The sequence below is a fragment of the Sphingobium sp. B2 genome (assembly GCF_007693735.1).
Taxonomy (GTDB): domain Bacteria; phylum Pseudomonadota; class Alphaproteobacteria; order Sphingomonadales; family Sphingomonadaceae; genus Sphingobium; species Sphingobium xenophagum.
The window spans coordinates 137,455-159,029 of sequence record NZ_VDBZ01000005.1 but is presented as its reverse complement, the minus strand read 5'-3'; the positions used below and the strand labels follow the sequence as shown (position 1 = coordinate 159,029).

17 protein-coding genes and 7 pseudogenes are annotated in these 21,575 nt (G+C 62.5%); 15 read left to right on the top strand and 9 right to left on the bottom strand.

Features of this window, described 5'->3' with window-relative positions; translation table 11 throughout:
- Positions 1–152: 152 nt before the first annotated feature.
- The 9 genes and pseudogenes from ccoN to FE851_RS27040 all read left to right on the top strand — a co-directional run.
- Complete coding sequence (gene ccoN / locus FE851_RS22785; protein ID WP_004212708.1) at positions 153–1,796, top strand: cytochrome-c oxidase, cbb3-type subunit I; 1,644 nt, start codon at positions 153–155, stop codon at positions 1,794–1,796.
- Positions 1,797–1,799: 3 nt separating this feature from the next.
- Positions 1,800–2,552, top strand: coding sequence for a cytochrome-c oxidase, cbb3-type subunit II (gene ccoO, locus FE851_RS22780; RefSeq protein ID WP_004212709.1), 753 nt, complete (start codon positions 1,800–1,802; stop codon positions 2,550–2,552).
- Between the two features lie 15 nt (positions 2,553–2,567).
- Positions 2,568–2,738, top strand: a complete 171-nt coding sequence (locus tag FE851_RS22775) for a cbb3-type cytochrome c oxidase subunit 3 (RefSeq protein ID WP_004212711.1) — start codon at positions 2,568–2,570, stop codon at positions 2,736–2,738.
- Positions 2,729–3,607 carry a cytochrome-c oxidase, cbb3-type subunit III gene (gene ccoP, locus FE851_RS22770; RefSeq protein ID WP_004212713.1) on the top strand — a complete coding sequence of 293 codons (879 nt, stop codon included), beginning with the start codon at positions 2,729–2,731 and terminating at the stop codon, positions 3,605–3,607. Before FE851_RS22775 ends, ccoP begins: the two co-directional genes overlap by 10 nt.
- A 198-nt stretch (positions 3,608–3,805) precedes the next feature.
- The gene (locus FE851_RS22760; protein ID WP_004212715.1) at positions 3,806–4,624 is read left to right on the top strand and encodes a DUF2189 domain-containing protein; all 819 of its coding nucleotides are present in this window, start codon (positions 3,806–3,808) and stop codon (positions 4,622–4,624) included.
- A 2-nt stretch (positions 4,625–4,626) separates the two neighbouring features.
- Positions 4,627–6,888 carry a heavy metal translocating P-type ATPase gene (locus FE851_RS22755; RefSeq protein ID WP_145206780.1) on the top strand — a complete coding sequence of 754 codons (2,262 nt, stop codon included), beginning with the start codon at positions 4,627–4,629 and terminating at the stop codon, positions 6,886–6,888.
- Positions 6,885–7,094, top strand: a complete 210-nt coding sequence (gene ccoS / locus FE851_RS22750; protein WP_004212718.1) for a cbb3-type cytochrome oxidase assembly protein CcoS — start codon at positions 6,885–6,887, stop codon at positions 7,092–7,094. The genes FE851_RS22755 and ccoS overlap by 4 nt, the downstream gene beginning before the upstream one ends.
- A gap of 39 nt (positions 7,095–7,133) precedes the next feature.
- Positions 7,134–7,259 carry a hypothetical protein gene (locus tag FE851_RS27045; protein WP_004212719.1) on the top strand — a complete coding sequence of 42 codons (126 nt, stop codon included), beginning with the start codon at positions 7,134–7,136 and terminating at the stop codon, positions 7,257–7,259.
- Between the two features lie 97 nt (positions 7,260–7,356).
- Positions 7,357–8,188 (top strand): annotated as a pseudogene (locus FE851_RS27040) (IS3 family transposase); the annotation flags it as partial.
- A gap of 209 nt (positions 8,189–8,397) precedes the next feature.
- Here the strand turns inward: FE851_RS27040 and FE851_RS22730 are convergent.
- From FE851_RS22730 to FE851_RS27385, 3 pseudogenes are all read right to left on the bottom strand, one after another.
- Positions 8,398–8,689 (bottom strand): annotated as a pseudogene (locus tag FE851_RS22730) (IS110 family transposase); the annotation flags it as partial.
- 53 nt (positions 8,690–8,742) lie between these two features.
- Positions 8,743–9,888, bottom strand: a pseudogene (locus FE851_RS22725) (transposase); the annotation flags it as partial.
- A gap of 102 nt (positions 9,889–9,990) precedes the next feature.
- Positions 9,991–11,358 (bottom strand): annotated as a pseudogene (locus FE851_RS27385) (DUF4158 domain-containing protein); the annotation flags it as partial.
- A gap of 356 nt (positions 11,359–11,714) precedes the next feature.
- Here FE851_RS27385 and FE851_RS22705 point away from each other — a divergent pair.
- A complete protein-coding gene (locus FE851_RS22705) occupies positions 11,715–12,275 on the top strand; it encodes a recombinase family protein (protein ID WP_011950653.1) in 561 nt (186 codons plus the stop codon).
- Between the two features lie 33 nt (positions 12,276–12,308).
- Here FE851_RS22705 and FE851_RS22700 read toward each other — a convergent pair.
- Positions 12,309–13,316 (bottom strand): annotated as a pseudogene (locus tag FE851_RS22700) (IS110 family transposase); the annotation flags it as partial.
- Positions 13,317–13,469: 153 nt separating this feature from the next.
- On the opposite strand from FE851_RS22700, the pseudogene FE851_RS22695 reads away from it, so the two are divergent.
- The 3 genes and pseudogenes from FE851_RS22695 to FE851_RS22685 all read left to right on the top strand — a co-directional run.
- Positions 13,470–13,808, top strand: a pseudogene (locus tag FE851_RS22695) (integrase core domain-containing protein); the annotation flags it as partial.
- Between the two features lie 315 nt (positions 13,809–14,123).
- Positions 14,124–14,531 (top strand): single-stranded DNA-binding protein, encoded by a 408-nt coding sequence (locus tag FE851_RS22690; protein ID WP_004212722.1) that lies wholly within the window; start codon positions 14,124–14,126, stop codon positions 14,529–14,531.
- A gap of 116 nt (positions 14,532–14,647) precedes the next feature.
- Positions 14,648–15,193 (top strand): PepSY-associated TM helix domain-containing protein, encoded by a 546-nt coding sequence (locus FE851_RS22685; protein ID WP_004212723.1) that lies wholly within the window; start codon positions 14,648–14,650, stop codon positions 15,191–15,193.
- A gap of 207 nt (positions 15,194–15,400) precedes the next feature.
- On the opposite strand, the gene FE851_RS22680 is transcribed toward FE851_RS22685, so the two are convergent.
- A complete protein-coding gene (locus FE851_RS22680) occupies positions 15,401–15,967 on the bottom strand; it encodes a TetR family transcriptional regulator (RefSeq protein WP_004212724.1) in 567 nt (188 codons plus the stop codon).
- Positions 15,968–16,036: 69 nt separating this feature from the next.
- On the opposite strand from FE851_RS22680, the gene FE851_RS22675 reads away from it, so the two are divergent.
- Together FE851_RS22675 and corA are read left to right on the top strand one after the other, a co-directional pair.
- Entirely contained in the window at positions 16,037–16,867 is an 831-nt protein-coding gene (locus tag FE851_RS22675) for an SDR family oxidoreductase (protein ID WP_021245217.1), read from the top strand.
- A gap of 449 nt (positions 16,868–17,316) precedes the next feature.
- Positions 17,317–18,285, top strand: coding sequence for a magnesium/cobalt transporter CorA (corA, locus tag FE851_RS22670; RefSeq protein WP_004212726.1), 969 nt, complete (start codon positions 17,317–17,319; stop codon positions 18,283–18,285).
- A 61-nt stretch (positions 18,286–18,346) separates the two neighbouring features.
- On the opposite strand, the gene FE851_RS22665 is transcribed toward corA, so the two are convergent.
- The 4 genes and pseudogenes from FE851_RS22665 to FE851_RS22650 form a co-directional block, all read right to left on the bottom strand.
- The gene (locus FE851_RS22665; protein ID WP_021245219.1) at positions 18,347–18,754 is read right to left on the bottom strand and encodes a response regulator; all 408 of its coding nucleotides are present in this window, start codon (positions 18,752–18,754) and stop codon (positions 18,347–18,349) included.
- Between the two features lie 81 nt (positions 18,755–18,835).
- A complete protein-coding gene (locus tag FE851_RS22660; protein ID WP_145206777.1) occupies positions 18,836–19,459 on the bottom strand; it encodes a response regulator transcription factor in 624 nt (207 codons plus the stop codon).
- Positions 19,449–20,984 (bottom strand): annotated as a pseudogene (locus FE851_RS22655) (PAS domain S-box protein). Before FE851_RS22655 ends, FE851_RS22660 begins: the two are co-directional and overlap by 11 nt.
- 59 nt (positions 20,985–21,043) lie before the next feature.
- The gene (locus tag FE851_RS22650) at positions 21,044–21,517 is read right to left on the bottom strand and encodes a DUF305 domain-containing protein (RefSeq protein WP_004212732.1); all 474 of its coding nucleotides are present in this window, start codon (positions 21,515–21,517) and stop codon (positions 21,044–21,046) included.
- Positions 21,518–21,575 lie beyond the last annotated feature (58 nt).

Here is a 21,575-nt window from a genome sequence, read left to right as displayed (position 1 = left end):
TTTACCGCGGGAGACGGCAGGGCAATAGTTGGGAACTTCCGTCCGACCCGCGTGTTGCTGGTTCGGCGCGAGCTGTGTTCCCATCGGGAGCGAACCTGCTGCTGCGCTGTCAGCCCGTGGCGATGACCGATGAGGGGGGAAATAGATCGGCCATGATACTGACCTTGACCGAGACCGAACGCCAGATCGCGCTCGCCATTTCCGTTGCCGTCGGTCTGTGCGGCCTCGTTCTCGCAGCGGCAGGCAATCAGGACACAATGGAAATCCACGGCTGGCTGATCCTGGCCATTGCCGCCATTTGCGCCATCATCGTAATCCGCGGCATCTGGGGACCGGAACCGCCAAAATCCCGTTTGCAAAGCTACTATGACGAGCCCATCAAGGCCGGCATCATCGCCAGCATGGCTTGGGCGGTGGTGGCGATGTTCGTGGGGGTCTGGGTCGCCGCGCTGCTGGCATTCCCTGACCTGACGTTTGACAGTGCCTGGGCGAGCTTCGGCCGCTTGCGACCGGTGCACACCAGCGGCGTGATCTTCGGCTTTGGCGGCAACGCGCTCATCGCCACCTCGCTGCATGTCGTGCAGCGGACCTCGCGGGCGCGTCTTCCCGATCAGCTTTCGGCCTGGTTCGTGCTGGTGGGCTACAACCTGTTCTGCATCCTCGCGGCCAGCGGTTATCTGCTCGGGGTTACCCAATCGAAGGAATATGCCGAGGCCGAATGGTATGCCGACATCTGGCTGGTGATCGTCTGGGTGACCTACTTCATCCTCTACATCCGGACGCTCGCACGCCGCAAGGAACCACACATTTATGTGGCCAACTGGTACTTCATGGCCTTCATTCTCGTCGTCGCGATACTCCATATCATCAACAATCTCGCGATTCCGGTCTCGCTGGGCCATGCGAAGAGCTACACCATCTGGTCGGGCGTCCAGGATGCTATGGTGCAGTGGTGGTATGGTCATAACGCCGTCGCCTTCTTCCTGACGGCGGGCTTCCTGGGCATGCTCTATTACTACCTGCCCATCCGGGCCCAGCGGCCGATCTTCTCCTACCGTCTCTCGATCCTGAGCTTTTGGGGCATTACCTTCTTCTACATGTGGGCGGGTTCCCACCACCTTCATTATACCGCCCTACCGCACTGGGTTCAGACGCTGGGCATGACCTTCTCGGTGATGCTCCTCGTGCCGTCATGGGCTTCGGCTGGCAACGCCTTGCTAACATTGAACGGCGCCTGGCACCGCGTGCGCGATGATGCGACGCTCCGCTTCATGATGGTCGCGGCGGTGTTTTATGGCATCTCGACCTTTGAAGGTTCGTTCCTCGCCATCCGGCCCGTCAATTCGCTTTCGCATTACACCGACTGGACGGTTGGCCATGTTCACGCCGGCGCGCTCGGCTGGGTGGCGCTCATCACCTTCGGCTCGCTCTACACGCTGGTGCCGTCCTTGTGGAAGCGCGAGGCGATGTATTCGCCCGCCTTGGTCGAGTGGCACTTCTGGCTCTCGCTTGCCGGCACTCTTGTCTACATTTTTGCCATGTGGAACTCGGGCATCATCCAGGGCCTGATGTGGCGGACCTATACGGAGGAAGGCACGCTAGCCTACTCCTTCCTGGATTCGCTCAGAGCCATGTATCCCTATTACATCGCGCGTACGCTCGGCGGCCTTCTGTTCCTGATCGGTGCTGTGATCGGCGCCTACAATATGTGGAGGACCATTCGCGCCGCCTCGGCCCAGGCGCCGTTCGAAGGCGACGTCCCGCTACAGGCCGCGACGGCGGCGGGGAGGGCCTGAGCCGTGGCGGAACTGTTTCATCGCAAGCTCGAACGTTCGGCGATCGGCTTCGTGCTCGCCATCATCGCGGCTGCCAGTGTCGGCGGCCTCGTCGAGATCGCTCCGCTTTTCACGATCGACGAGACGGTCGAGGAGGCGCCAGACATGCGGCTCTACACGCCGCTCGAACTGGCGGGGCGAAACATCTATGTGCGCGAAGGATGCTATGCCTGTCACAGCCAGATGATCCGGACGCTGCAGGACGAAGTTGAGCGCTATGGTCCCTATTCGCTCGCGGTCGAATCCAAATATGACCATCCGATGCTCTGGGGTTCGAAGCGCACCGGACCCGACCTCGCCCGCGTTGGCGGCAAATATTCCGATTTCTGGCACGTCGCCCATCTGACCAATCCGCGCGATGTGGTGCCCGATTCCAATATGCCGGCCTATCCCTGGCTGGCGCGGACGCCCTTGCGCCTCGCTGATCTGCCCTTGCACCTCAAGGCGCTGCGGGCCGCGGGGGTGCCCTACACCGATGCCATGATCGAGAATGCGAGCGTCGATGCCTTCGACCAGGCGACACCGGAAAGCTCGACCTCGTCCGGTATCACCGAGCGGTATGGCGAAGAAACGCAGGTTCGCGTGTTCGACGATGTGGCGACCGAGGTCACCGAGATGGACGCGCTCGTCGCCTATCTTCAGGTTCTCGGCCGGCTGACCGACGTGCCGTACAAGAATACGGCCGCGCCGCAGAAGCCGCCAGAGCCGGTGAAATGACATGAGGAGGCAGGCATGGACATAAGCCACGAGGCTCTTGTTGCATTCTCGAAAAGCTGGGGGCTGTTCTACCTCATCGGTCTGATGATCGGTGTCCTCATTTATACGTTCCGGCCGTCCAATCGTGGCAAGTTCAACCGAGCCAAACAAAGCGTTCTCGATCAGGACGACAAGCCATGGACGTAGAGCGCGATCCCGTCAGCGGTCATGAAACGACCGGCCATGTCTGGAATGGCATCAAGGAGCTCGATACGCCGGTCCCCAAGGGTGTGCTGATTTTTCTGATCGTCACCCATCTCTTCGCTTTCGCCTGGTGGATTCTCATGCCGACTTGGCCCTTGGGCGACACCTACACCAAGGGAATTCTCAACATCGACCAGCGCACCTCGGTCGAAAAGCACCTGGTCGATTCGCAGGCGGGACGGGCCGACTGGATAAAGCGGATCGAAAGCGAGAACCTCGAGCAGATCGCGGCCGACCCCCGGCTCATGACCATCGTGCGTAGCACCGGCCACCGGTTGTTCGGCGACAACTGCGCCGCCTGCCACGGCATTAATGCCAAGGGGGGTTATGGTTATCCCGATCTGACCGATGACGACTGGATCTGGGGCGGCGACCTTGAGACGATCGCGCAGACCATGCGTGTTGGGGTCAATGTGGAGCATCCGCAGGGGCGCGTCTCGCAGATGCCCTCGTTCGGACGCGACGGGATACTCGATGCCGATCAGGTCAGTCTGGCGGCCAACTATGTCTACGCCTTGTCGCATCCCAAGTTCGTGACGAATGCCAATCGGACGTCGATTGTATCGGGGCGCGAGGTCTTCATGGCCAATTGCGCGATTTGCCATGGCGAGGATGCGCGCGGGAAGCGCGATGTCGGCGCTCCCAATCTGACGGACGCGCGTTGGATCTATGGAGGAGACATCGATCAGATCGTGGAGACCGTCCATGGCGGACGCCAGGGGCATATGCCGACATGGGACGAGCGGCTTACGGACTCGGATATCAAGATATTGGCGCTCTATGTTCATTCGCTGAGCGCGCCTCAGCGATGACGGCCATGCGATCCCGATCCCGGTGGCTGGTCTGGACGCTGGTGGCAGCAGGCCTTTTGCTGTTCGTTCTTGCGAACGCGCATTTTTTCTACGTCGCCTTTCGCTCGCAGCCCGAATGCGTGGGACATTTGAAGGAACGCGCGAACGGGAGCGGGCAGTATCGCGCGGCGAAATCGGCATGCTGAAAGGTAGCGGGACATGAGCGATAAAAGCCCCTCTTATGGCTTGCTGAGCCAGACCTCGGGCATCGAGGAGACGAAGAGCGCGCGGTTTCAGCGCCATCTTCCCGCTTCCATCGGCTTCCAATGGCTCAAGGCCGGATGGCAGGATCTTTTCCATCGGCCGATGCCGAGCCTGGCCTACGGTCTGGGCATTTTCCTTCTGTCTCTCGCTGCTGTCGCGATGCTCGCGCTGTATGGCCGCGACTATATTCTTTTTCCCGCGCTCGCCGGCTTCATGATCATTGCCCCGCTGCTGGCCATCGGACTCTATGAGAAAAGCCGCAACCGAGAAGCGGGACGCGATACGTCGCTGCGCGAAATGCTCCTGGTGAAACCGGCGGCGGGCCCGCAGGTGCTTTTCACCGGGGTCCTGCTCAGCCTGCTGATGCTACTGTGGATGCGATCCGCGGTGCTCATCTATGCGTTGTTCTTCGGCGTGCGCCCCTTTCCCGGCCTGCCTCACATAACCGCCTTCCTGCTGACCGAGCCGGTGGGATGGATTATTCTCGGCGTCGGCACGGCGGTGGGCGGCCTGTTCGCCTCATTCGCTTTTGCGATCAGTGTTTTTGCCATTCCGATGCTCCTCGATCGCAAGGTCGATGCGCTCACGGCGATGGGAACAAGCACGGCGCTCGTCTGGAACAACCTTGCGCCGATGATCGTCTGGGGCGCCATCGTCCTTGCGCTTTTCATACTCTGCGCGGCTACGGGCTTGATCGGCCTCATCGTCATCTTCCCGTGGCTTGGACATGCCACATGGCATGCCTATCGCGCGGTCTCAGACACGCAGGCCTAGACATGGCCAGCCATGCCATGCCTGCCGTCCAGGCGCCGACATCATTGACCGGGCAATCGGTCGATGAACTCATCTTCGCCAGCCAATCGCTGGATGACGGAACGATGAGGACGCAACTGTCGGTCCCGACCGCGCATTGCGGCGGATGCATGGCGAAGATCGAGCGCATCCTTGGTAACCTCGAGGGCGTCGTAGCGGCTCGGGTCAATCTATCGACGCGGCGTGTGACCGTCACATGGCGGCAAGCGCAAACCGCGAGTGCACCGCCTTTGCTGGCAACGCTGAACGAGGCGGGCTTCGAGGCAAATCTTCTCAGCCAACCGGACGAACGCGCCGATCCCGAAAAGCGCCGGCTGATCGTCGCGACAGCGGTCGCCGGCTTCGCGGCGATGAACATCATGCTGCTTTCGGTGTCGGTCTGGTCAGGCGCCGACCCCGCTACGCGGCAGCTGTTCCATCTCATCTCGGCGCTGCTCGCGCTTCCCGCGGTATTCTTTTCGGGGCGCATCTTCTTCTTGTCGGCATGGTCGGCATTGCGCGCGGGACGCACCAATATGGATGTGCCCATCTCGATCGGCATCGTCCTGACACTGGGTCTCAGCATCTACGACACGCTGCATTTCGGACGCCATGCCTATTTCGACGCGGTCGTGACGCTGATCTTTTTCCTGCTTGTCGGACGAACGCTCGACCATGCCATGCGTGACAAGGCCCGTTCGGCCGTGCTCGGGCTGACGCGAATGACGCCTGCGGGCGCGAATGTAATCGGCACGGATGGATCGCGCGCTTTTAGACCGCTCGAGGATGTCTCGGTGGGTGATGTCATCCTCGTCGCGCCAGGCGAGCGTGTTCCGCTGGATGGTCTTGTCCTTGCGGGCGAGGGCGATCTCGACACTGCCGCGGTCACGGGCGAGGCGATGCCGGTGCCGGTACGACCGGGAAGCACGCTCGTTTCGGGCATGCTGAATCTCAATGGTTCGCTCAAGGTGCGTGTGACCAACAGCCACGCGCGGTCCTTTCTATCCGAAATGGTGCGAATGATGGAAGCGGCCGAGCAGGGCAGAGCACGCTATCGCCGTCTCGCCGACCGTGTTGCGGCCTATTACTCGCCGATCATCCATTCGCTGGCCTTGGCCGTGTTTGCCGGGTGGTTCCTTGACACAGGCGATTGGCATCGGGCGCTGACCATTGCCATTTCGGTGCTCATTGTGACCTGTCCCTGCGCGCTTGGTCTCGCCATACCCATGGTTCAGGTCGCCGCGGCGAAGCGCTTGTTCGAGCACGGCATCGCGCTCAAGGATGGAAGCGCGCTCGAGCGGCTTGCACAGGTCGATACCGTGATTTTTGACAAGACCGGCACGCTCACTCATGGCGATTTGCGAGTGAGCAAGATCGCCATCGATGAACCCTATCGCGCAATCGTGATGGCGCTGGCGTCGCGTTCCAACCATCCCGTCGCACGCGCGATTGCCGCCAACGGCGGCGCCTTGTCCGGCCTCGATCTGGACAGTTTTTCCGAGCTGCCGGGCCGGGGTTTGGAGGGCCAGCGGAACGGCCATCTGTTTCGCCTGGGGCGTGCCGATTGGGCTTTGAATCCAGGCACGGGCGAGAGTGGCGGTTTCCAGACCGTGTTCTCGGTCGATGGTGAGCTTGCCGGCCATTTTGCCTTCTTGGACGTTGAAAAGACGAGTGCGCGGGAAGCGGTAGCCAAGCTTGACGCGCTTGGGCTGCGTATCGAACTGCTTTCGGGCGATCTCATTGCTTCTGTGTCGGGGGTCGCGAACGCGATCGGTAGCGCCCACTGGCGTGCCGGATTGCTGCCGCAGCATAAGGTGGAGCGGCTTCAGGCGCTGGCGGACAGTCAGCGCCTGACCTTGATGGTGGGTGATGGGCTGAACGATGGACCGGCACTGGCGGCGGCGCACGTTTCGATGGCTCCTTCCAATGCCGCCGACATCGGTCGGGCGGCCGCGGATATTGTTTATCTCGGCCAGGATCTCGATGCGGTTCCGCGCGCTGTGCAGATCGCGCGCGCGGCCCGGCAACGTGTCCGCCAGAACCTGGCGCTTTCCGTCGGTTATAACCTTTTGGTGATTCCTGTGGCCATGGCGGGCTATGTCACCCCACTGCTTGCTGCCGTCGCCATGTCGCTTTCGTCGATTTCGGTCGTTGCGAACTCTCTGCGAATTCCCGCAGCACGCGGATCACGGCTTAGCAGGCGAGCGCCGGCACCGACCCTCGTTCCCCTGGCCGCTACCCGATGAGCGGGATCCTGTGGCTGGTGCCGGTCGCGCTGCTGATGGGCCTTGCTGGGCTGGGCGCCTTTCTTTGGTCGATGCGCACCGGGCAGTATGATGATCTGGATGGAGCGGCCGAGCGAGTCGTGACCGACGCCAAGTCAGACCAGCCTCTTGTCGAACCTGATGATTGGCGACCCGAAACCGAGGGCGAGGCAAATCGTTTGCGATAAGGATGGTGGTGTGGACACCATTGGGCAAAGGACGAAGTGATGATGCAGGCACCGAGTTGGAATTGGGTGGGCGTCCTTGCCTTCATCTGCGGGGCGGCGGTCATCATTCCCAGCCTTGTCGCGCTTGCACTCAGTCTTGCCGCTGTTGCCCGAAACCTCCTGTGAGGCTGGCATCGGTCTGACGGAGGGATAGTGGTCTACCTTGGAAAAACTGGTCCAATTCTGAAGAGAGCCCATTTGGGCATGAGAATTGGAGAAATGTATGGGACGTCAGAGGTTTACGCCGGAGCAGATCATAGCGAAGCTGCGTGAAGTAGAGGTGATTGTGGGGCGAGGCGGCACAGCGGTGGAGGCTTGCCGCCAGATCGGGATCGCGGAGCAGACGCTATATCGGTGGCGCAAGGAATATGGCGGGCTGAAGGTCGACCAGGCGCGGCGAATGAAGGATCTGGAGCGCCAGAATGCGCGGCTGAAGAAGCTGGTGGCCGACCTCGCGCTCGACAAGGCGATCCTGCAAGAGGCGTCGAAGCTGACTTTTTGAGTCCCTCCCGTCGCCGTGAGGCGATCGAGCAGATCCGTCGCGCGTTGCCGGTATCGGAGCGACGGACCTGCCGTGTTCTGGGCCAGCATCGTTCGACACAGCGCCATCCACCGAAGGATGATGCCGACGAGCGGCGGCTAACAGCCGACATCATCGCGCTGGCCAAGGACTATGGCCGGTATGGCTATCGCCGCATCCATGTCTTGCTGGGCCAGGCGGGCTGGCAGGTCAGCCTGTCAGTGGTTGAGCGTATCTGGCGGCGGGAGGGTCTTAAAGTGCCGAAGCGGCAACCGAAACGGCGGCGGCTCTGGCTCGGCGACGGATCGTGCATCCGGCTGCGCCCGGAGCATCGCGGCATGTGTGGTCCTACGACTTCGTCGAGGATCAGACGCACAACGGTCGCAAGTTCCGAATGCTCGACATTATCGACGAGTTCAGCCGGGAATGCCTGGCGATGGTGCCGCTGCGGCGCTTCCGGTCGAACGACGTGATTGACGTGCTGACCGATCTGTTCATCGAGCATGGGCCGCCCGAGCATATCAGATCCGATAACGTCCTAGGTTGGGAAGCAGCGGCGGGAAAAGGCCAGCAGGTCTCGTTGCGCCGAGCGTGATCGGCGCTGATGACTTTTTGATCCAGATGGCTTCCATCGTCAAGGAATGCGCTCTCGGCCATAGCAAACACAGGATCCAGCGACCGCACCGGTCGTGGTCCTCACCGTCCTTAAAATGAGATGCGGATGCCAGATGGAAGGCCCGAACATTATCTACAGGGTCGCGGCTGCGCCCTCACGGCTCCACAGAGAGGGGTCCTTCCATCTGGTGTCCGTCCGTTCGACGAACGGACGGTACTCGGTTCCCGTCTTGATGACGGCGTGCGCGACGCGCGCCATCTTGGCGGTGAGTGCGGTCATCGCCTTGCGGCGGCGATCAGGGTCGTTGCCGTGGCCGGCCACATAGCGACCAAGCTTGTCGCGGAAACTGTTGTCGCGCTGGCGAATGGCGACCTGGGTCGCCATCCAGAAGGTGCGGCGTAGCCGGGCATTGCCGTACTTGGGTCGTGCGGCTGAGCGGAACAGGCAAGTGTCGTAAGGGGCATTATTTCCTTTCAAAAGTCCCATTCGGCATTAGGTTGGCGTAGCGGTCTGAGGCCGCCGTTTGCGACGGCGTCAGGCACGGAGAAGTCGTAGCGGCCGAGGAAATTGATGTGACGCCAAGATATCGGCGAGAGCCGAGCGATATCGGCGGGCAGCGGCGGCGTCCCGGCCTCGCTGAGTTGGCGCACGGTTTCCTGCATGTAGACAGCGTTCCAGTGGACGATGGAGTTGAGGGCCAGACCGAGGACCCCAAGCTGCTCCTCTTGGCCCTGACGCAGAGGGCTTCTGATTTCGCCCCGATCGCCGTGATGGACGCGCCGACCGAGCTTGTGGCGCAATTCCTGCCGGTTGAGCTGAAACAATATTCGTCGCCGGAACGGCCGGTCATCGATGTATCGCAGGATATGCAGCGTCTTGATGATGCGGCCGAGTTCAGACAGGGCCTTGGCCAGCGTTGTTGGGCGGTCTTTGACCTGCAGCATTCGCATGACGCCTGCGGCCTTGAGGTGGCCGAGCTTGAGCGATCCGGCCAAGCGGATAAGGTCGGACCAGTTTTCCCGGATCAGATTGATTTTAACCCTGCCCCAGGCGGTCTGATCGAACGGCCCATAGCTCGCCTGGCGGTCGATACGCCAGAGTTTGGCGTCGCCGATGTCCGCCAGACGGGGGCTGAACCGGTAGCCCAAGAGCCAGAACAGACCGAAAATGGCGTCGGAATAGGCGGCGGTGTCGGTCATGATCTCCAGAGGATCGAGCTCGGTTTCCTGCTCCAGCAGGAGAGCCAGGACGACCAGGCTGTCGCGCAACGTGCCGGGGATGACCGCTCCGGTCAGACCGCTGAACTGATTGGAAATCATGTTGTACCAAGTGACGCCGCGCTCCTGGCCGTAATATTTGGGGTTGAGCCCGGCGTGTATGGCGCTCGACGGAGCGACAACACGCATGCCGTCGGCGCTGGCCACCTCGCCTGCGCCCCAATGTTGGACGATATCCAGCCGACTGTGAGCGGAAACGATCGCGGCGTTGGCCGCGGCGATGGTCTCGGGCCGAATGAAATTCTGACCGACCCAAGAAAGACGGTCGCGACGCAGAGCCGCAAATTCCGGGCGCACGATCGGCTCAAGCCCGATGTTGCAAGCGCCGCCGACCAGGGTCGCGCCCAGGCTTATCTCGAAGAGCTCGACGGTGGCCTGCCGCTCGCTCAGATGCGTAAAGGCTGTCTCTTATACACATCTAGATGTGTATAAGAGACAGGTCGCGCACAGGCTTATCTCGAAGTGCTCGACGGTGGCCTGACGCTCGCTCAGATGCGTAAAGGACTTGGCAAATCCGGTTCGCGCCATGACTTCAAGACAGATGTCGGGCATTCCGGCCTTCGGCATGCGCGTTGGGACGGCGGCGCGAAGTGCTCGAAGGCTCTCGGGTTCATCAAGCTTGGCGAGGGGCGTGACCACAATCCCCATCTTGTCGGCGACCGTCTCAAAGCGCAGGTCCGGATTGTCGCCGGCGCGCGCAACGACATGTCGATATGCCTCGTCGAGAAGGCGGGAGAGACCGTCAATCTCAATGTCGGCTTCCAGAGAGCGGCCCAGGGCGCGTGCTACCATCACCCTGGAATTGTGCCAGGACTCGCCCTCGCGCATCCCGCGCCGGGGATCCCCGTATCGGATGCCGGGCTTGGCGAACACATCGCGACGCTTGATCGCCAGACGCCACGCATCGATGATCGCGAAGACATAGGCCTTCGGGTCGCGCATCCTGCCATCGTCATCCAGGACATGTTGCCTCCACGCCTTCGAGACCGCAGCGATCGGTGCGCCGCGCATCTTGACGAGAGAGGACCAGTCGTCCACGCCCTTGAGGTAGCTGATCGCGGCCGTGACGTTTTTGCCACCTGGGGCAGCGTCGGTCTCGATGCGGGTAGCGATTTCAAAGAACAATCGCCGGGCGCTCCGCCATTTTGTTCGCAGTTGATCATAGGGCCTGTCTCTTATACACATCTAGATGTGTATAAGAGACAGGCGCAGGCGGGCCTGTTTGTCGGCGGCTTCAGCCCCTTTCACCAAGTCGGCGAGCAGAGCCTCGGCCAGCTCGGCGGCGTCGTCCTGGGCCGCCGCTTCGAGCGTATGGAAGAGCGCGGCTACGGTCGCGGTTCGACGAGGCTCCTGAAGGGCGGCGATGGCCGAGGGCTTGCCGACGCGCGCTACCCGCGCGAGCCGCTCAAGGGTTGTGGCGGGAACGCCCCGCGGTGGCGCCGGCCGCAGATTGAACGCCCGGACCGCATCGAGCCGATCAAGGTGTCGGAAGAGTTCGGTCGGCATGCGCTTGGAGGGAACGGTCCGGAGCGCGTCCAGGGCGGCGAACGTGGATGTGTCGCCATCGTCAAACAGCGCGGCGATGCGCACGCGCTGGTCATCGCTCAAGCTGGCGACCAGATGGCGCCAAAGCCTGGTCCGCGCACGATCGCGGATCCTGCCAACCAGGCGCTCGACGACCGTGACGCCCGGCAGCAGCACCTTGTTGGCGATCAGCCAGGCCGCAGCTCGATCAATCAGGGGGCCGGGCCGATCGTCGCCGCTCCAGCAAAGGGCGTAGAGCCATCGGGTCAGCCGGAAACGTGCCACCGCTGGCTCTTATACACATCTAGATGTGTATAAGAGACAGGGCGTAGAGCCATCGGGTCAGCCGGAAACGTGCCACCGCTGGCTCTTATACACATCTAGATGTGTATAAGAGACAGACATATGTGCGAAACAAAATTGTTTTGCAGCAACTTTCGCACAATATCTGGAGCAGTCGCATGAAGCTCGGCTACGCGCGCGTTTCCACCGAGGATCAGAACTTGGAAATCCAGCGCGGTCGGAGATGTGTATAAGAGACAGGGACGGCCCATGCCGATAAACAAGGCGAATTTCTTCGCAAAACATATGTGCGAAACAAAATTGTTTTGCAGTAACTTTCGCACAATATCTGGAGCAGTCGCATGAAGCTCGGCTACGCGCGCGTTTCCACCGAGGATCAGAACTTGGAAATCCAGCGCGGTCGGCTCTCGGAGGCGGGCTGTGAAATGATGTTCGAAGAGAAAATATCGGGGGCCGCTCGTGGCCGGCCCGAGCTTGAAAAGCTGATGGGTCACCTGCGCAAAGACGATGTTCTCGTCGTCGCCCGCCTCGATCGTTTGGCGCGATCCACCATCGAACTCCTGCACATCGCGGAACGCATCAAGGAAAAGCAGGCAGGATTACAATCGCTTGATGAACCTTGGGCCGATACCACGTCCCCGTCTGGCGTGATGATCATGACCGTATTCGCTGGGATCGCCCAGTTCGAGCGGACTCTCATATTGAGCCGAACCGAGGAGGGGCGAAAGGCGGCGATGGCGCGCGGTGTGAGCTTCGGACGCCCAAAGAAAATGCGCCCAGATCAGGCGGAGCTCGCTCGCCAACTCGTTCTCGAGGGTAAGTCCATTAGCGCCGTCGCAAGGACCTTCAACGTTCACCCGGCCACCATCTATCGCTGTATCGAGCCAAACAGTGCCTTATGACACTTTCCTGTTCCGCTCAGCCGCACGACCCTACTTCGAGAGCTTGGTTCGGCCTCGGAAGGTGCCTGACTGACAGGTGGCCAGGTCGAGCCCGCAAAACTTCAGGAACTGGCGATGATGGTTGAAGCGCCGAAGATCGCCAGCCTCGGCGAGGATCGTCAGCGCGTTGATCGGGCCGATCCCGGGGATCATGCGCAGGAGCTGATAGTCGCGGTTCTCGCTGAGCATGGCATTGGCGGTCCGCTCGATCTCATCGCGTTGCCGGATCAGGCTGCGGGCTTGTGCGATGACCATGCGGAACATGGCGACCGCGACGGATTCCTCGTCGACCGGCAGTGCAACCGAGGCGCAGGCCGTCTCGTAGATATCGTTGATTAAGCGGGCCTTGGAGACCTTGCGGCCGACCAGTGACCAGGCCTCGCGCGTGAAGGCCTCCTGACCGAGCGTCGTCATGCTGGCCGGTGTCGGAAACCGTTCGAGCAGAGCCAGGAACCAGTCGGACCGGCTGTTGCCCGCAAAACGTTCGATCTCGGGAAAATACAAAGGCAGGTAATGGGTCAGGATGCGGTGCCAGGTCTGCGTCTTCGCCTTGGAAATGGCCTCGTGCGTCTTCGACATCTCCTGCAGGTCGTTGATGCCGGCGGCCAGCGGGTCGACGTAGCGCTGAGTGGCGCCGATCTGGAGCATGTGCAGAATTACCTGGGCGTCTTTGGAATCGTTCTTGTCCCAGCCATTATGCAACGCCTCACGCGTCCGTGCCAAGGCGACCGACGAAATCAGGCGCAGCTCGAAACCCGCAGCTAGCAGTCGGTGCGCCAGCGTACGGTGGTAGTTGCCGGTGGCCTCAAAGCCAACGACGATAGGTCTGCCGATGGCTGCCAGATCGTCCGCGAGGCGGTCGTAATCAGCCTTGGTAGCCATGACTGTCATGCGGCGACGTCGTCCGCCCTCCGGGCGTTCGATCAGCACTTCCTGGCGGTGCTTGGACATATCGATGGCTACCAGCACGGCATCGGCCGGAGTAGAACTGCGCTTGGTCATGGTCGGTCAGTCTCCAAAGTGTTGAGTCGACAACTTCACTTTAGAGACCTGCTGGCCGGTCATGGCCGCCTTGATGAAGCCGTCGGGCGCTACGCGCCCTTGTCTCCATCAAGGCGAATGCTGCCTTCGAGGGGCAGCTTCCCAATGTGCTACGGCCCCGAGTTCGTCGCTAATGCGGTGCGCGAGTGACTCGGCAGGCTTGGCGTCATTACCCTCTATATCGAGCCCGGCAGCCCATGGGAGAACGGCTATATCGAAAGCTTCAATGCCCGTCTGCGAGATGAACTGCTCAACGGCGAAATCTTCTACAGCCTTGAGGAGGTGCGGATCGTCACCGGCTGGTGGCGCGATCATTACAACCGAGCACGGCCCCACAGCAGTCTCGGATATCGACCACCGGCCCCGGAGACGATCAAGATGCCAGCCTGGCCGCTCGGCTCCGCTACGCTCCGCCTCCCGCCCAGGCTGGTATCAGAGGCGCAGATCAACTAACTACACAACCGGACCAGTCATTGCGGGCAGTCCATGTCCTGAGCTCGGCCCATCGCGATGTTGCGACATGGCTCTGCCGTTGCCTGGCGCCGAGGGAAAGCGCCCTCCGCCTGACTGATCCCCTAAGCCCGGACGGTTGCCGTGGGGCAACCCCCGCGGTGCCGGACCGGGTTGTCGCTCGCGCGCCTGCCCGCACCACTCCGGCCCTTGTGGGTCGGGTCGCCGCTTGCGCGTCGATGCCCTCGTCTCCCGCCGGTCTTGGCCGGGTCTCGTCGGAGGGACGGTCCCTCGGACGGAAGCAACGGAGATTTGATCATGCAGAACATCGTCATTCTTGCCGGCAATATCGGCATGGATCCGGAGAGCCGCACCACCCAGGGCGGGACCCGCATCACCCACTTCACCCTGGCGACCTCGCGTCCCCGCTATTCGGAAGGCAAGGTCGTTCGCGATGAGAAAGGCTACCGCGTCCAGGACACCGAATGGCATCGGATCACCGCGTTCAATGGCCTCGGCAAGACCGTGCAGGAGCATTGCACCAAGGGCATGAAGCTGCTGGTGCGCGGCCGCATCCATTACAGCGAATGGACCGATGGCGACGGCGTCGAGCGCTACGGCACCGAGATCATCGCCGAGACGATCGACTTCCTCAGCCGGGCGAAATCGAAGTCCGACGAGGCCGGCGACCCTGATCCTGAGCTCGACGACGACGTGCCCTTCTGACCCCCGGATCCCCGCGCGCTTGTGGCGCGCGGGGGCATCCAGCGGCGAGCCGGATTTGCCATAGCTCGCGAGGGATTTTGCAGGCGGGGGCGTCTGCACTATCCGCTTTCCGTCGCATGGGATCGAAGATCGCATGCCACACCGACCTCAACGAGGCCACGCTCAAAAATACGCCGCGCGGTCCGATATGGGTCCTCAAGGCGCGGGGCGGAAGCGAAAGCTGGTGGAACGCCTACACTGGCGAAAATGTCGATGAGATCAGTCTGGCAGACGCTCGGCGCTATGCTCTGATGTCCTACAAAGGATCCGGCAGGCTGCAGGCGGTCGACTATCAGGAAACGGCGCCCGAGGAAGCGCAGGTCGGCGGGCCGCTGTGGCGCGCCAGCTTCGCCGACAAGGAGCATAGTCGCCTCTATCTGGATCCGTTCACCGGAGAGGTGCTCAGTCGCCGTTCGGACCTGTGGGACTTCTATGATTTCTTTTACAAAATCCATATCATGAACCTTGGCGCCTCGCGCAGTTACAACCATCCACTGATCGTTGTCGCTGCATCGGCGACGTTGCTCATCGTGGTCACCGGGATCGTCATTCTGTTTTATCGCCTTGCGAAGGATCTCAAACGACTGCTTACGAAACGTCGCGCATCAAGGCCTGCGACCTGAGGTCATCGCGCTGCGACGGGCTCACTTGCCGATCCACTCCGGTTCGGCTGTGGCCGCGCAATTCTGATCGTCGCTCGGCCCGCCGTGTCCACGGGCAGCGCGAGCAGATGAGCCGCCGTATCTTCGCGGTCGGGTAATGTCGCGGGGTGCGATGGAGCTTGCTGTGTCCTGATCGGCGCGCGGGCGGGCAACGCGCGCCTCGCACGATCACACGCGCAGCAGTCGCCCCACCGCCCGCATGATCGTCGCCCTGCGCGCCGCATGCTCGGTAGCGTCGCGTGCGGCTCCGGTCATGCACCAGAGCTGGGTGAGGGCGGCGACAAGCCGGACGACGTCCATGGGCGTGAAGTCGGCGACGATCCGCCCCTCGGCCTGCGCCGCTGCGATCCCGTCCAGCTTCTCCCCGAGAAGGACCTCGCCGGCCGGGAGCATCAGAACATCCTGGCCACGCTCCAAATGATGCCAGGTCAGCAGCCTCCACAAGCGCGGGCGCTCGACCAGCAAGTCATAGGTGCGCCCCGCATAACCCTCAAGATCATTGGGATCGAAGCGATCGGCCTGCGCCGCGTCCATCACTTCCTGCGTCAGCGCGGCATCGAAGAGCGCCTCCTTGTCCCCGAAGTAGGTGTAGAGCATCGGCTTGCTGATACCCGCCGCCTGCGCAATGCGATCGATCCGCGCGCCCGCCAGCCCATGGGACGCGAACTCCTCGGTCGCTGCAGCCAGGAGCGTCTCGCGGCTCTGTGCGGCATTCCGCCTGGTTCGTTCCTTCATCACACCTCCCGGCATTGACGCATTCCACATATGAAGTTACCTACCAGTTGGTAATATATGGAGCAGCATATGTCCAATCACTGGTTTCTCACGGGCGCGTCCAGCGGCATTGGCCGCCATCTGGCCGAACTGATCCTGGCCGCGGGCGACGACCTTACCGCGACGGCTCGCAGGCCCGAAAGCCTCGACGACCTTGCGGCGAAATATCCGAGCCAGCTGCGCGTCGAAGCGCTCGACGTCACGGTCAAGGACGATATTGCTGCGGTCGTGGCCCGGGCGCAGGCGCGTCGACCCGTCGATATTCTGGTCAACAACGCCGGCGGCGGCGTGATCGGCGCCACCGAAGAGATGTCGGACGCCGAGGTCGAAGGCCAGATCGCGCTCAATCTCATGGCGCCCATCCACATCACCCGCGCCTTTGTCCCCGCGATGCGCCTGCGCGGGAGCGGCCGGATCATCCAGATCTCCAGCGCCAGCGGTCAGGGCTCGCTTCCGACGAGCAGTCTCTATCATGCGGCCAAATGGGGCCTGGAGGGCTTCAGCGAATGCCTCCGCCAGGAGCTTGAACCCTTCAACCTGTTCGTGACGCTGATCGAGCCGGGTGGCGCGCGCACCAGCTTCAGCCACAACCTGCAATTCGCCAGCGAGATCGCCGCCTATCGCGATACGCCCGCCGGCGATATCCGCAAGATGTTCGAGACCGCCGGAAACGAGCTCTACACGCTCGACCCGCAAAAGATCGCGCAAGCGATCGTCGATGTCGCAACCAGCGACCATCCGCCGCTGCGCGTGACTCTGGGGGGTGACGCTTTCGGCGTTGTCCAGGCGGCGCTGCAATCGCGGCTCGCCTTTCTGCAGTCCCAGGAAGCGCTCGCGCGCTCGGTCGCTTTCGACAGTTGAGCTTTCCCGTCTTCCAGCTTTCGTCTCCGCGCGGTGCGATGCGCCTCACCGGGGCCCGGCAACCCCTGTCGTCAGCGCCGCTATCCGATACTTAGGTATAGCCATCCGACACGATTGCCGAAGCGCCAAACGGGCAATCGCTTGGTACCATCGCAAGAGAGGAAAACCTTCGCGGTCGCCAATCAAGGGTGCGCGGACCTTCGCAGTCTGCGTGCCCTTGATGTGGCAGCGCGCCGCCCAGCCACGCGCGTCATGAACGGGAGCGGCCTTCTGCGAAACCCAACGCTCCGCCGCATCTTCTATAAGCTCTCGCTCGAATTGCTGCGCGCCGCCTTCGTCTTCCTGCGACTGGGGTTAAAGGGCGAGGCGCGCCTGCTTGTGCACGCGTCTCAATGGGCGAGGCACACGGCTTCCGGTCGCCGCCGCAGGTGGCGGCACCGGAAAGTGCCATGAGCGTCGTCGCCGCCTTTCTTTATCACGAGGGCAAACGGCTGCGGCCGGTGACCCTGATCGATCCGGCGTGCGAGCATATCGCCAAGGATGACTTTGTGTGGATCGGCCTCTCCCAGCCCAGCGAAACAGAACTTGCCGACATCGCCGGAAATTACGGCCTTCACCCGCTTGCCGTGGAAGATGCCGGCAACGGCCACCAGATTTCCAAGCTCGACGTCTACGGTGACCAGTTGTTCATCGTCGCCAGGACGGCACATCTTGAAGGCGATCATATCGCCTACGGCTCCACCGCGATTTTCCTGGGCAAGAATTTCCTCATCACCGTTCGGCAGGGTTCGGCACGCTCGCACAGCGAGCTTCGCGCGCATCTCGAAATCACGCCGGACCTGCTGCGCGAGGGCCCGGACTATGTGCTCCATGCCATTCTGGACTTCATCGTCGATGGCTATTTCCCGATCGTCGAGGCGATCGAGGAGGACGTCCTCAAGATGGAGCAGCGCATGCTTGCAGCCTTTCTCACCCGCGAGGAGGTGACCCGGATTTTCACGCTGCGGCGTGAGCTCGTCCGCTTCCAGCGCGTGCTCGGACCCATGCTCGAGGTCGGTCGCAAGCTGGTGAACCTGCAGCTTCCGCGGCTTGATGAGGCCTCCAAACCCTATTTCCGTGATCTGCTCGATCACATGCTCCGGGTTGAGAGCGCCATCACCGGCATCCGCGACATCCTGATCTCGGTGTTCGAGGCGAGTCACCTGCTCGAACAGCAGCGCCAGGGTGCGATCACGCGTCAGCTCGCCGCCTGGGCCGCGATCCTCGCGGTGCCTACCGCGATTGCCGGGATCTACGGGATGAACTTCGAGAATATGCCCGAACTGAAGACGCAGTGGGGATATTTCGTCATCCTCGGCGTCATCGCTGCGGTCTGCATCGGACTCTACATCCGGTTCAAACGCAACCACTGGCTTTGACGTCGCTGACCGCTGTCCACATCGCGCAGGGCTGAGGCCGCCGGGGGCAGGTTGCCACAGTTCAATGCTTTCGAAGCGTCTCGGCGCGGTGCCGGTCCAACGCATCGAGCAAAGCCCTGCCGATCAACGGCTTTGCGAGAACGTGATCGAAGCCCGCCTCGGCGGCCCGCGAGGCCAGCAGCGTGTCGTGAAAGCCTGAGATCATGATGGCCCGTCCCGACCATCCGATCTCGCGAAGGTGACGCAGCATCGCGAATCCGTCGATGTCGGGCATGCGATAGTCGAGGATGACGCAGTCCGCCTCCTTCGCGCGGGGGTCGGCCAACAGCGCGCGGCCGGTCGTATATCCCCACACGGCATAGCCGCGCGATCTCAGCAGCAGCTGGAGGCCACGCCGCACGCCGGGATCGTCGTCGGAGACGAGGATGGTGTATCTGCCATCATGCTGGGTGGAACGGACCGATGGCATTGCGAGAAGCGGACACCCGTGTGACGATTGCACCATCGATCGCATATCGCGCCTCGTCCCGTCGCTACGTAGAGGTCGCAGTCACTTCGGCTTGCGGCCCATGCCCGCGGCAAAGGCGATCCGCAGGGCTTCGGACAGATTGCGGACCTCGAGCTTGGCCATCAGGCTCGCGCGATGGACCTCGACCGTTCGCGATGAACAGCCCAGGTCATAGGCGATCGTCTTGTTGGGCAGGCCGTTGGCCAGCCTTTCGAGCACTTCCCGCTCCCGGGGCGTCAGTGCAGCGACCCGCACCCCTGCTTCGGACGTTTCCAGGGTACGAAGGTCGACATCGTCGAGACGCGCGAACGCGCGGCTGACGGCGCCGAGCAGGGCGGCTTTCTCGAAGGGTTTCTCGAGAAAGTCGACCGCGCCGCCTTTCATGGCCTGCACCGCAACCGACACGTCGCCATGGCCGGTCAGGACGATGACCGGCATGTTGACCCCGCGTGCTGCCATGGCGGCCTGAACCTCGAGACCGTCCATCTCGGGCATGCGCACGTCGAGGATGACGCAGCCGACGGCCGCCGACTTCGCCTCCTTGAGAAGCTCCACGCCGGAGGCATAGGTCACGACGTCGTAGCCCGCGGTCTTGAGCGCAAAGCTCGCCGCCTTGCGGATGCTCTCCTCGTCGTCGACCAGATGGATGACGCGTCTATCCCCCATGTTCCTCCTCCGCCCGCGCATGGATCAAGGTAAAATGAAAGCGCGCGCCGCCGCGGTCGGGGCGCTCCATCCAGATACGGCCCCCATGCGCTTCGATGATGGTCCGGCAGATCGAAAGGCCGAGGCCCATGCCGTCGGCCTTTGTCGAGTTGAACGCCGTGAAGAGCTGCTCGCGGACCTCGTCGGCGATGCCGGGGCCGGTATCCTCCACGGTCACCTCGATCAGCCCGTCAGGGCGCAACCTGGTCGCCACCTTGAGGTCGCGAACCGGACACGCCGCCATCGCCTCGATGGCATTGCGCATCAGGTTGACCAGCACCTGCTGGATCTGCACCCTGTCGACGAGGACCGGCGTCGCGGCGGGATCGACTGCAAAGAAGCTGCGGATGCCGCGCTCGCGGGCGTCGACCAGCGCGAGCTGGCTCGCCTCGGCGATGACCTGCGGCAGCTCGTGGAGGCTCTTGTCGACCTCGCCGCGGGCGACGAAATCGCGAAGGCGCCGGACGATATGGCCGGCCCGCAGCGTTTCCTGTGCCGCATCATCCATCACCGACCGTAGCGACACGAAGGGTTCGTCGTCCCGCTCGTCGAGCATGTCGCGGATCGTCTCGAGATAGAGCGCGACCGCGGCAAGCGGCTGGTTGAGCTCATGCGCGAGGGTCGAGGCCATCGTGCCCATCGCGCTCAGCCGGGAGACATGGACCAGCTCTGCCTGCAGTTCCTTGAGCCTGAGCTCATCCTGCTCCTTGGCGGTGAGATCCCGGATGAAGCCGGTGAACAACCGCTGCCCGTCTTCACCGGCCTCGCCAACCGACAGCTGCATCGGGAAGGTCGAGCCGTCGCGGCGCTGGCCGACCACGACGCGGCCGAGGCCGATGATCCGGCGCTCGCCGGTCTGGAGATAATGCGCGATATATTCGTCGTGCCGGTCGCGATCGGGCTGGGGCATCAGGCAGGAGACGTTGCGGCCGACGAGCTCGGTTTCCGAATAGCCGAACAGGCGTTGGGCGGCCGCGCTGAACGACGTGATGGCGCCGGTCTCGTCGATGATGCTCATCGCATCGGGGACGGTCGCCAGGATCGACTGGAGATGCTGCTCGCGGGTCTCGATTGACGCCCGGACCGCCGCCTCGTCGGTGACATCGCGACTGATGCAGGCAAAGCCTCGATGTGCGTCGCCTTCGAACAGGGCGCTGATCGTCAGGCGCGCGAGATATTCCGCGCCGTTCTCGCAGACCCGTCACGCTTCGCGCTCCAGCGTGCCTTCGTGAAGGGCGGCCGCCAGGTCTGCGCACGGGCGGCCGGCCGCAATCTCGTCGGGCGGGTAGAACAGGTCATGGGGCTGTCCCAGGACGCGATCGAGGGGCCAGCATTCGGCACGCTCGCCTTCTTCATTATAGCTCAGCACGATCCCGGCAGGATCGAGCAGCGTCAGGACGTGGCCGCCAGCCTGTCGCAGGAACAGCGGCGCAAGCCGCGCTACGTCGCTGGCAATCTCGTCCGGCCCGCGCCTCGTGTCGACCATCGTCCCGGCTCACGGGCCTGGCCGGGCGCACGGATCCGGGCGTAGCCCGACCGTGCCACTCAGCGCCGCGCGAGTATGGCCTTCATCTCGTCGATTTCCTGCCGCTGCGAGCGCTTGATCGCTTCGCAAAGCCGGATGACTTCCGGATCGCTGAGCTTTGCTTCCTGGCACATCAGGATCGCCCCGGAATGATGCGGGATCATCGAGCGCAGAAAGGCCGTGTCGCCGATCGTGGTCTGGGTGCGGATGAGCGCAAAGCTGCCGAAGAAGGCGACCAGCGACGCGGCGATCAGCGCGATGTTGGCGGCTTTCGACGCGAACATGTGCCGCATGGCGACGATCATCAGCACCACCATCGGCGCGACCATCATCAGCGTCATGTAGAGCATGTTGAGGTTGTTGTAGAAGCTGTCGAGCCCGTCGATCATGACGAACATCACCAGATACATGATGACGCCGCTGATGACGGTCTGAACGGCAAGGCTCCAATAGGCGCCCATCTTCCGGGTGTTCATGTGGGACGAATGGTCCATGGCGTATCTCCTTCGCTCGGCGCCGGCCGACCTTGGTATGAGTGTAACGCCCCGCTCT

Bases quoted from the DNA above. Each gene is read 5' to 3' on its own strand.
- ccoN (WP_004212708.1), top strand. From the start codon at position 153: ATGATACTGACCTTGACCGAGACCGAACGCCAGATCGCGCTCGCCATT.
- FE851_RS22775 (WP_004212711.1), top strand. From the start codon at position 2,568: ATGGACATAAGCCACGAGGCTCTTGTTGCATTCTCGAAAAGCTGGGGG.
- ccoP (WP_004212713.1), top strand. From the start codon at position 2,729: ATGGACGTAGAGCGCGATCCCGTCAGCGGTCATGAAACGACCGGCCAT.
- FE851_RS22760 (WP_004212715.1), top strand. From the start codon at position 3,806: ATGAGCGATAAAAGCCCCTCTTATGGCTTGCTGAGCCAGACCTCGGGC.
- FE851_RS22755 (WP_145206780.1), top strand. From the start codon at position 4,627: ATGGCCAGCCATGCCATGCCTGCCGTCCAGGCGCCGACATCATTGACC.
- ccoS (WP_004212718.1), top strand. From the start codon at position 6,885: ATGAGCGGGATCCTGTGGCTGGTGCCGGTCGCGCTGCTGATGGGCCTT.
- FE851_RS27045 (WP_004212719.1), top strand. From the start codon at position 7,134: ATGATGCAGGCACCGAGTTGGAATTGGGTGGGCGTCCTTGCCTTCATC.
- FE851_RS22705 (WP_011950653.1), top strand. From the start codon at position 11,715: ATGAAGCTCGGCTACGCGCGCGTTTCCACCGAGGATCAGAACTTGGAA.
- FE851_RS22690 (WP_004212722.1), top strand. From the start codon at position 14,124: ATGCAGAACATCGTCATTCTTGCCGGCAATATCGGCATGGATCCGGAG.
- FE851_RS22685 (WP_004212723.1), top strand. From the start codon at position 14,648: ATGGGATCGAAGATCGCATGCCACACCGACCTCAACGAGGCCACGCTC.
- FE851_RS22680 (WP_004212724.1), bottom strand. From the start codon at position 15,967: ATGAAGGAACGAACCAGGCGGAATGCCGCACAGAGCCGCGAGACGCTC.
- FE851_RS22675 (WP_021245217.1), top strand. From the start codon at position 16,037: ATGTCCAATCACTGGTTTCTCACGGGCGCGTCCAGCGGCATTGGCCGC.
- corA (WP_004212726.1), top strand. From the start codon at position 17,317: ATGAGCGTCGTCGCCGCCTTTCTTTATCACGAGGGCAAACGGCTGCGG.
- FE851_RS22665 (WP_021245219.1), bottom strand. From the start codon at position 18,754: ATGCCATCGGTCCGTTCCACCCAGCATGATGGCAGATACACCATCCTC.
- FE851_RS22660 (WP_145206777.1), bottom strand. From the start codon at position 19,459: ATGGGGGATAGACGCGTCATCCATCTGGTCGACGACGAGGAGAGCATC.
- FE851_RS22650 (WP_004212732.1), bottom strand. From the start codon at position 21,517: ATGGACCATTCGTCCCACATGAACACCCGGAAGATGGGCGCCTATTGG.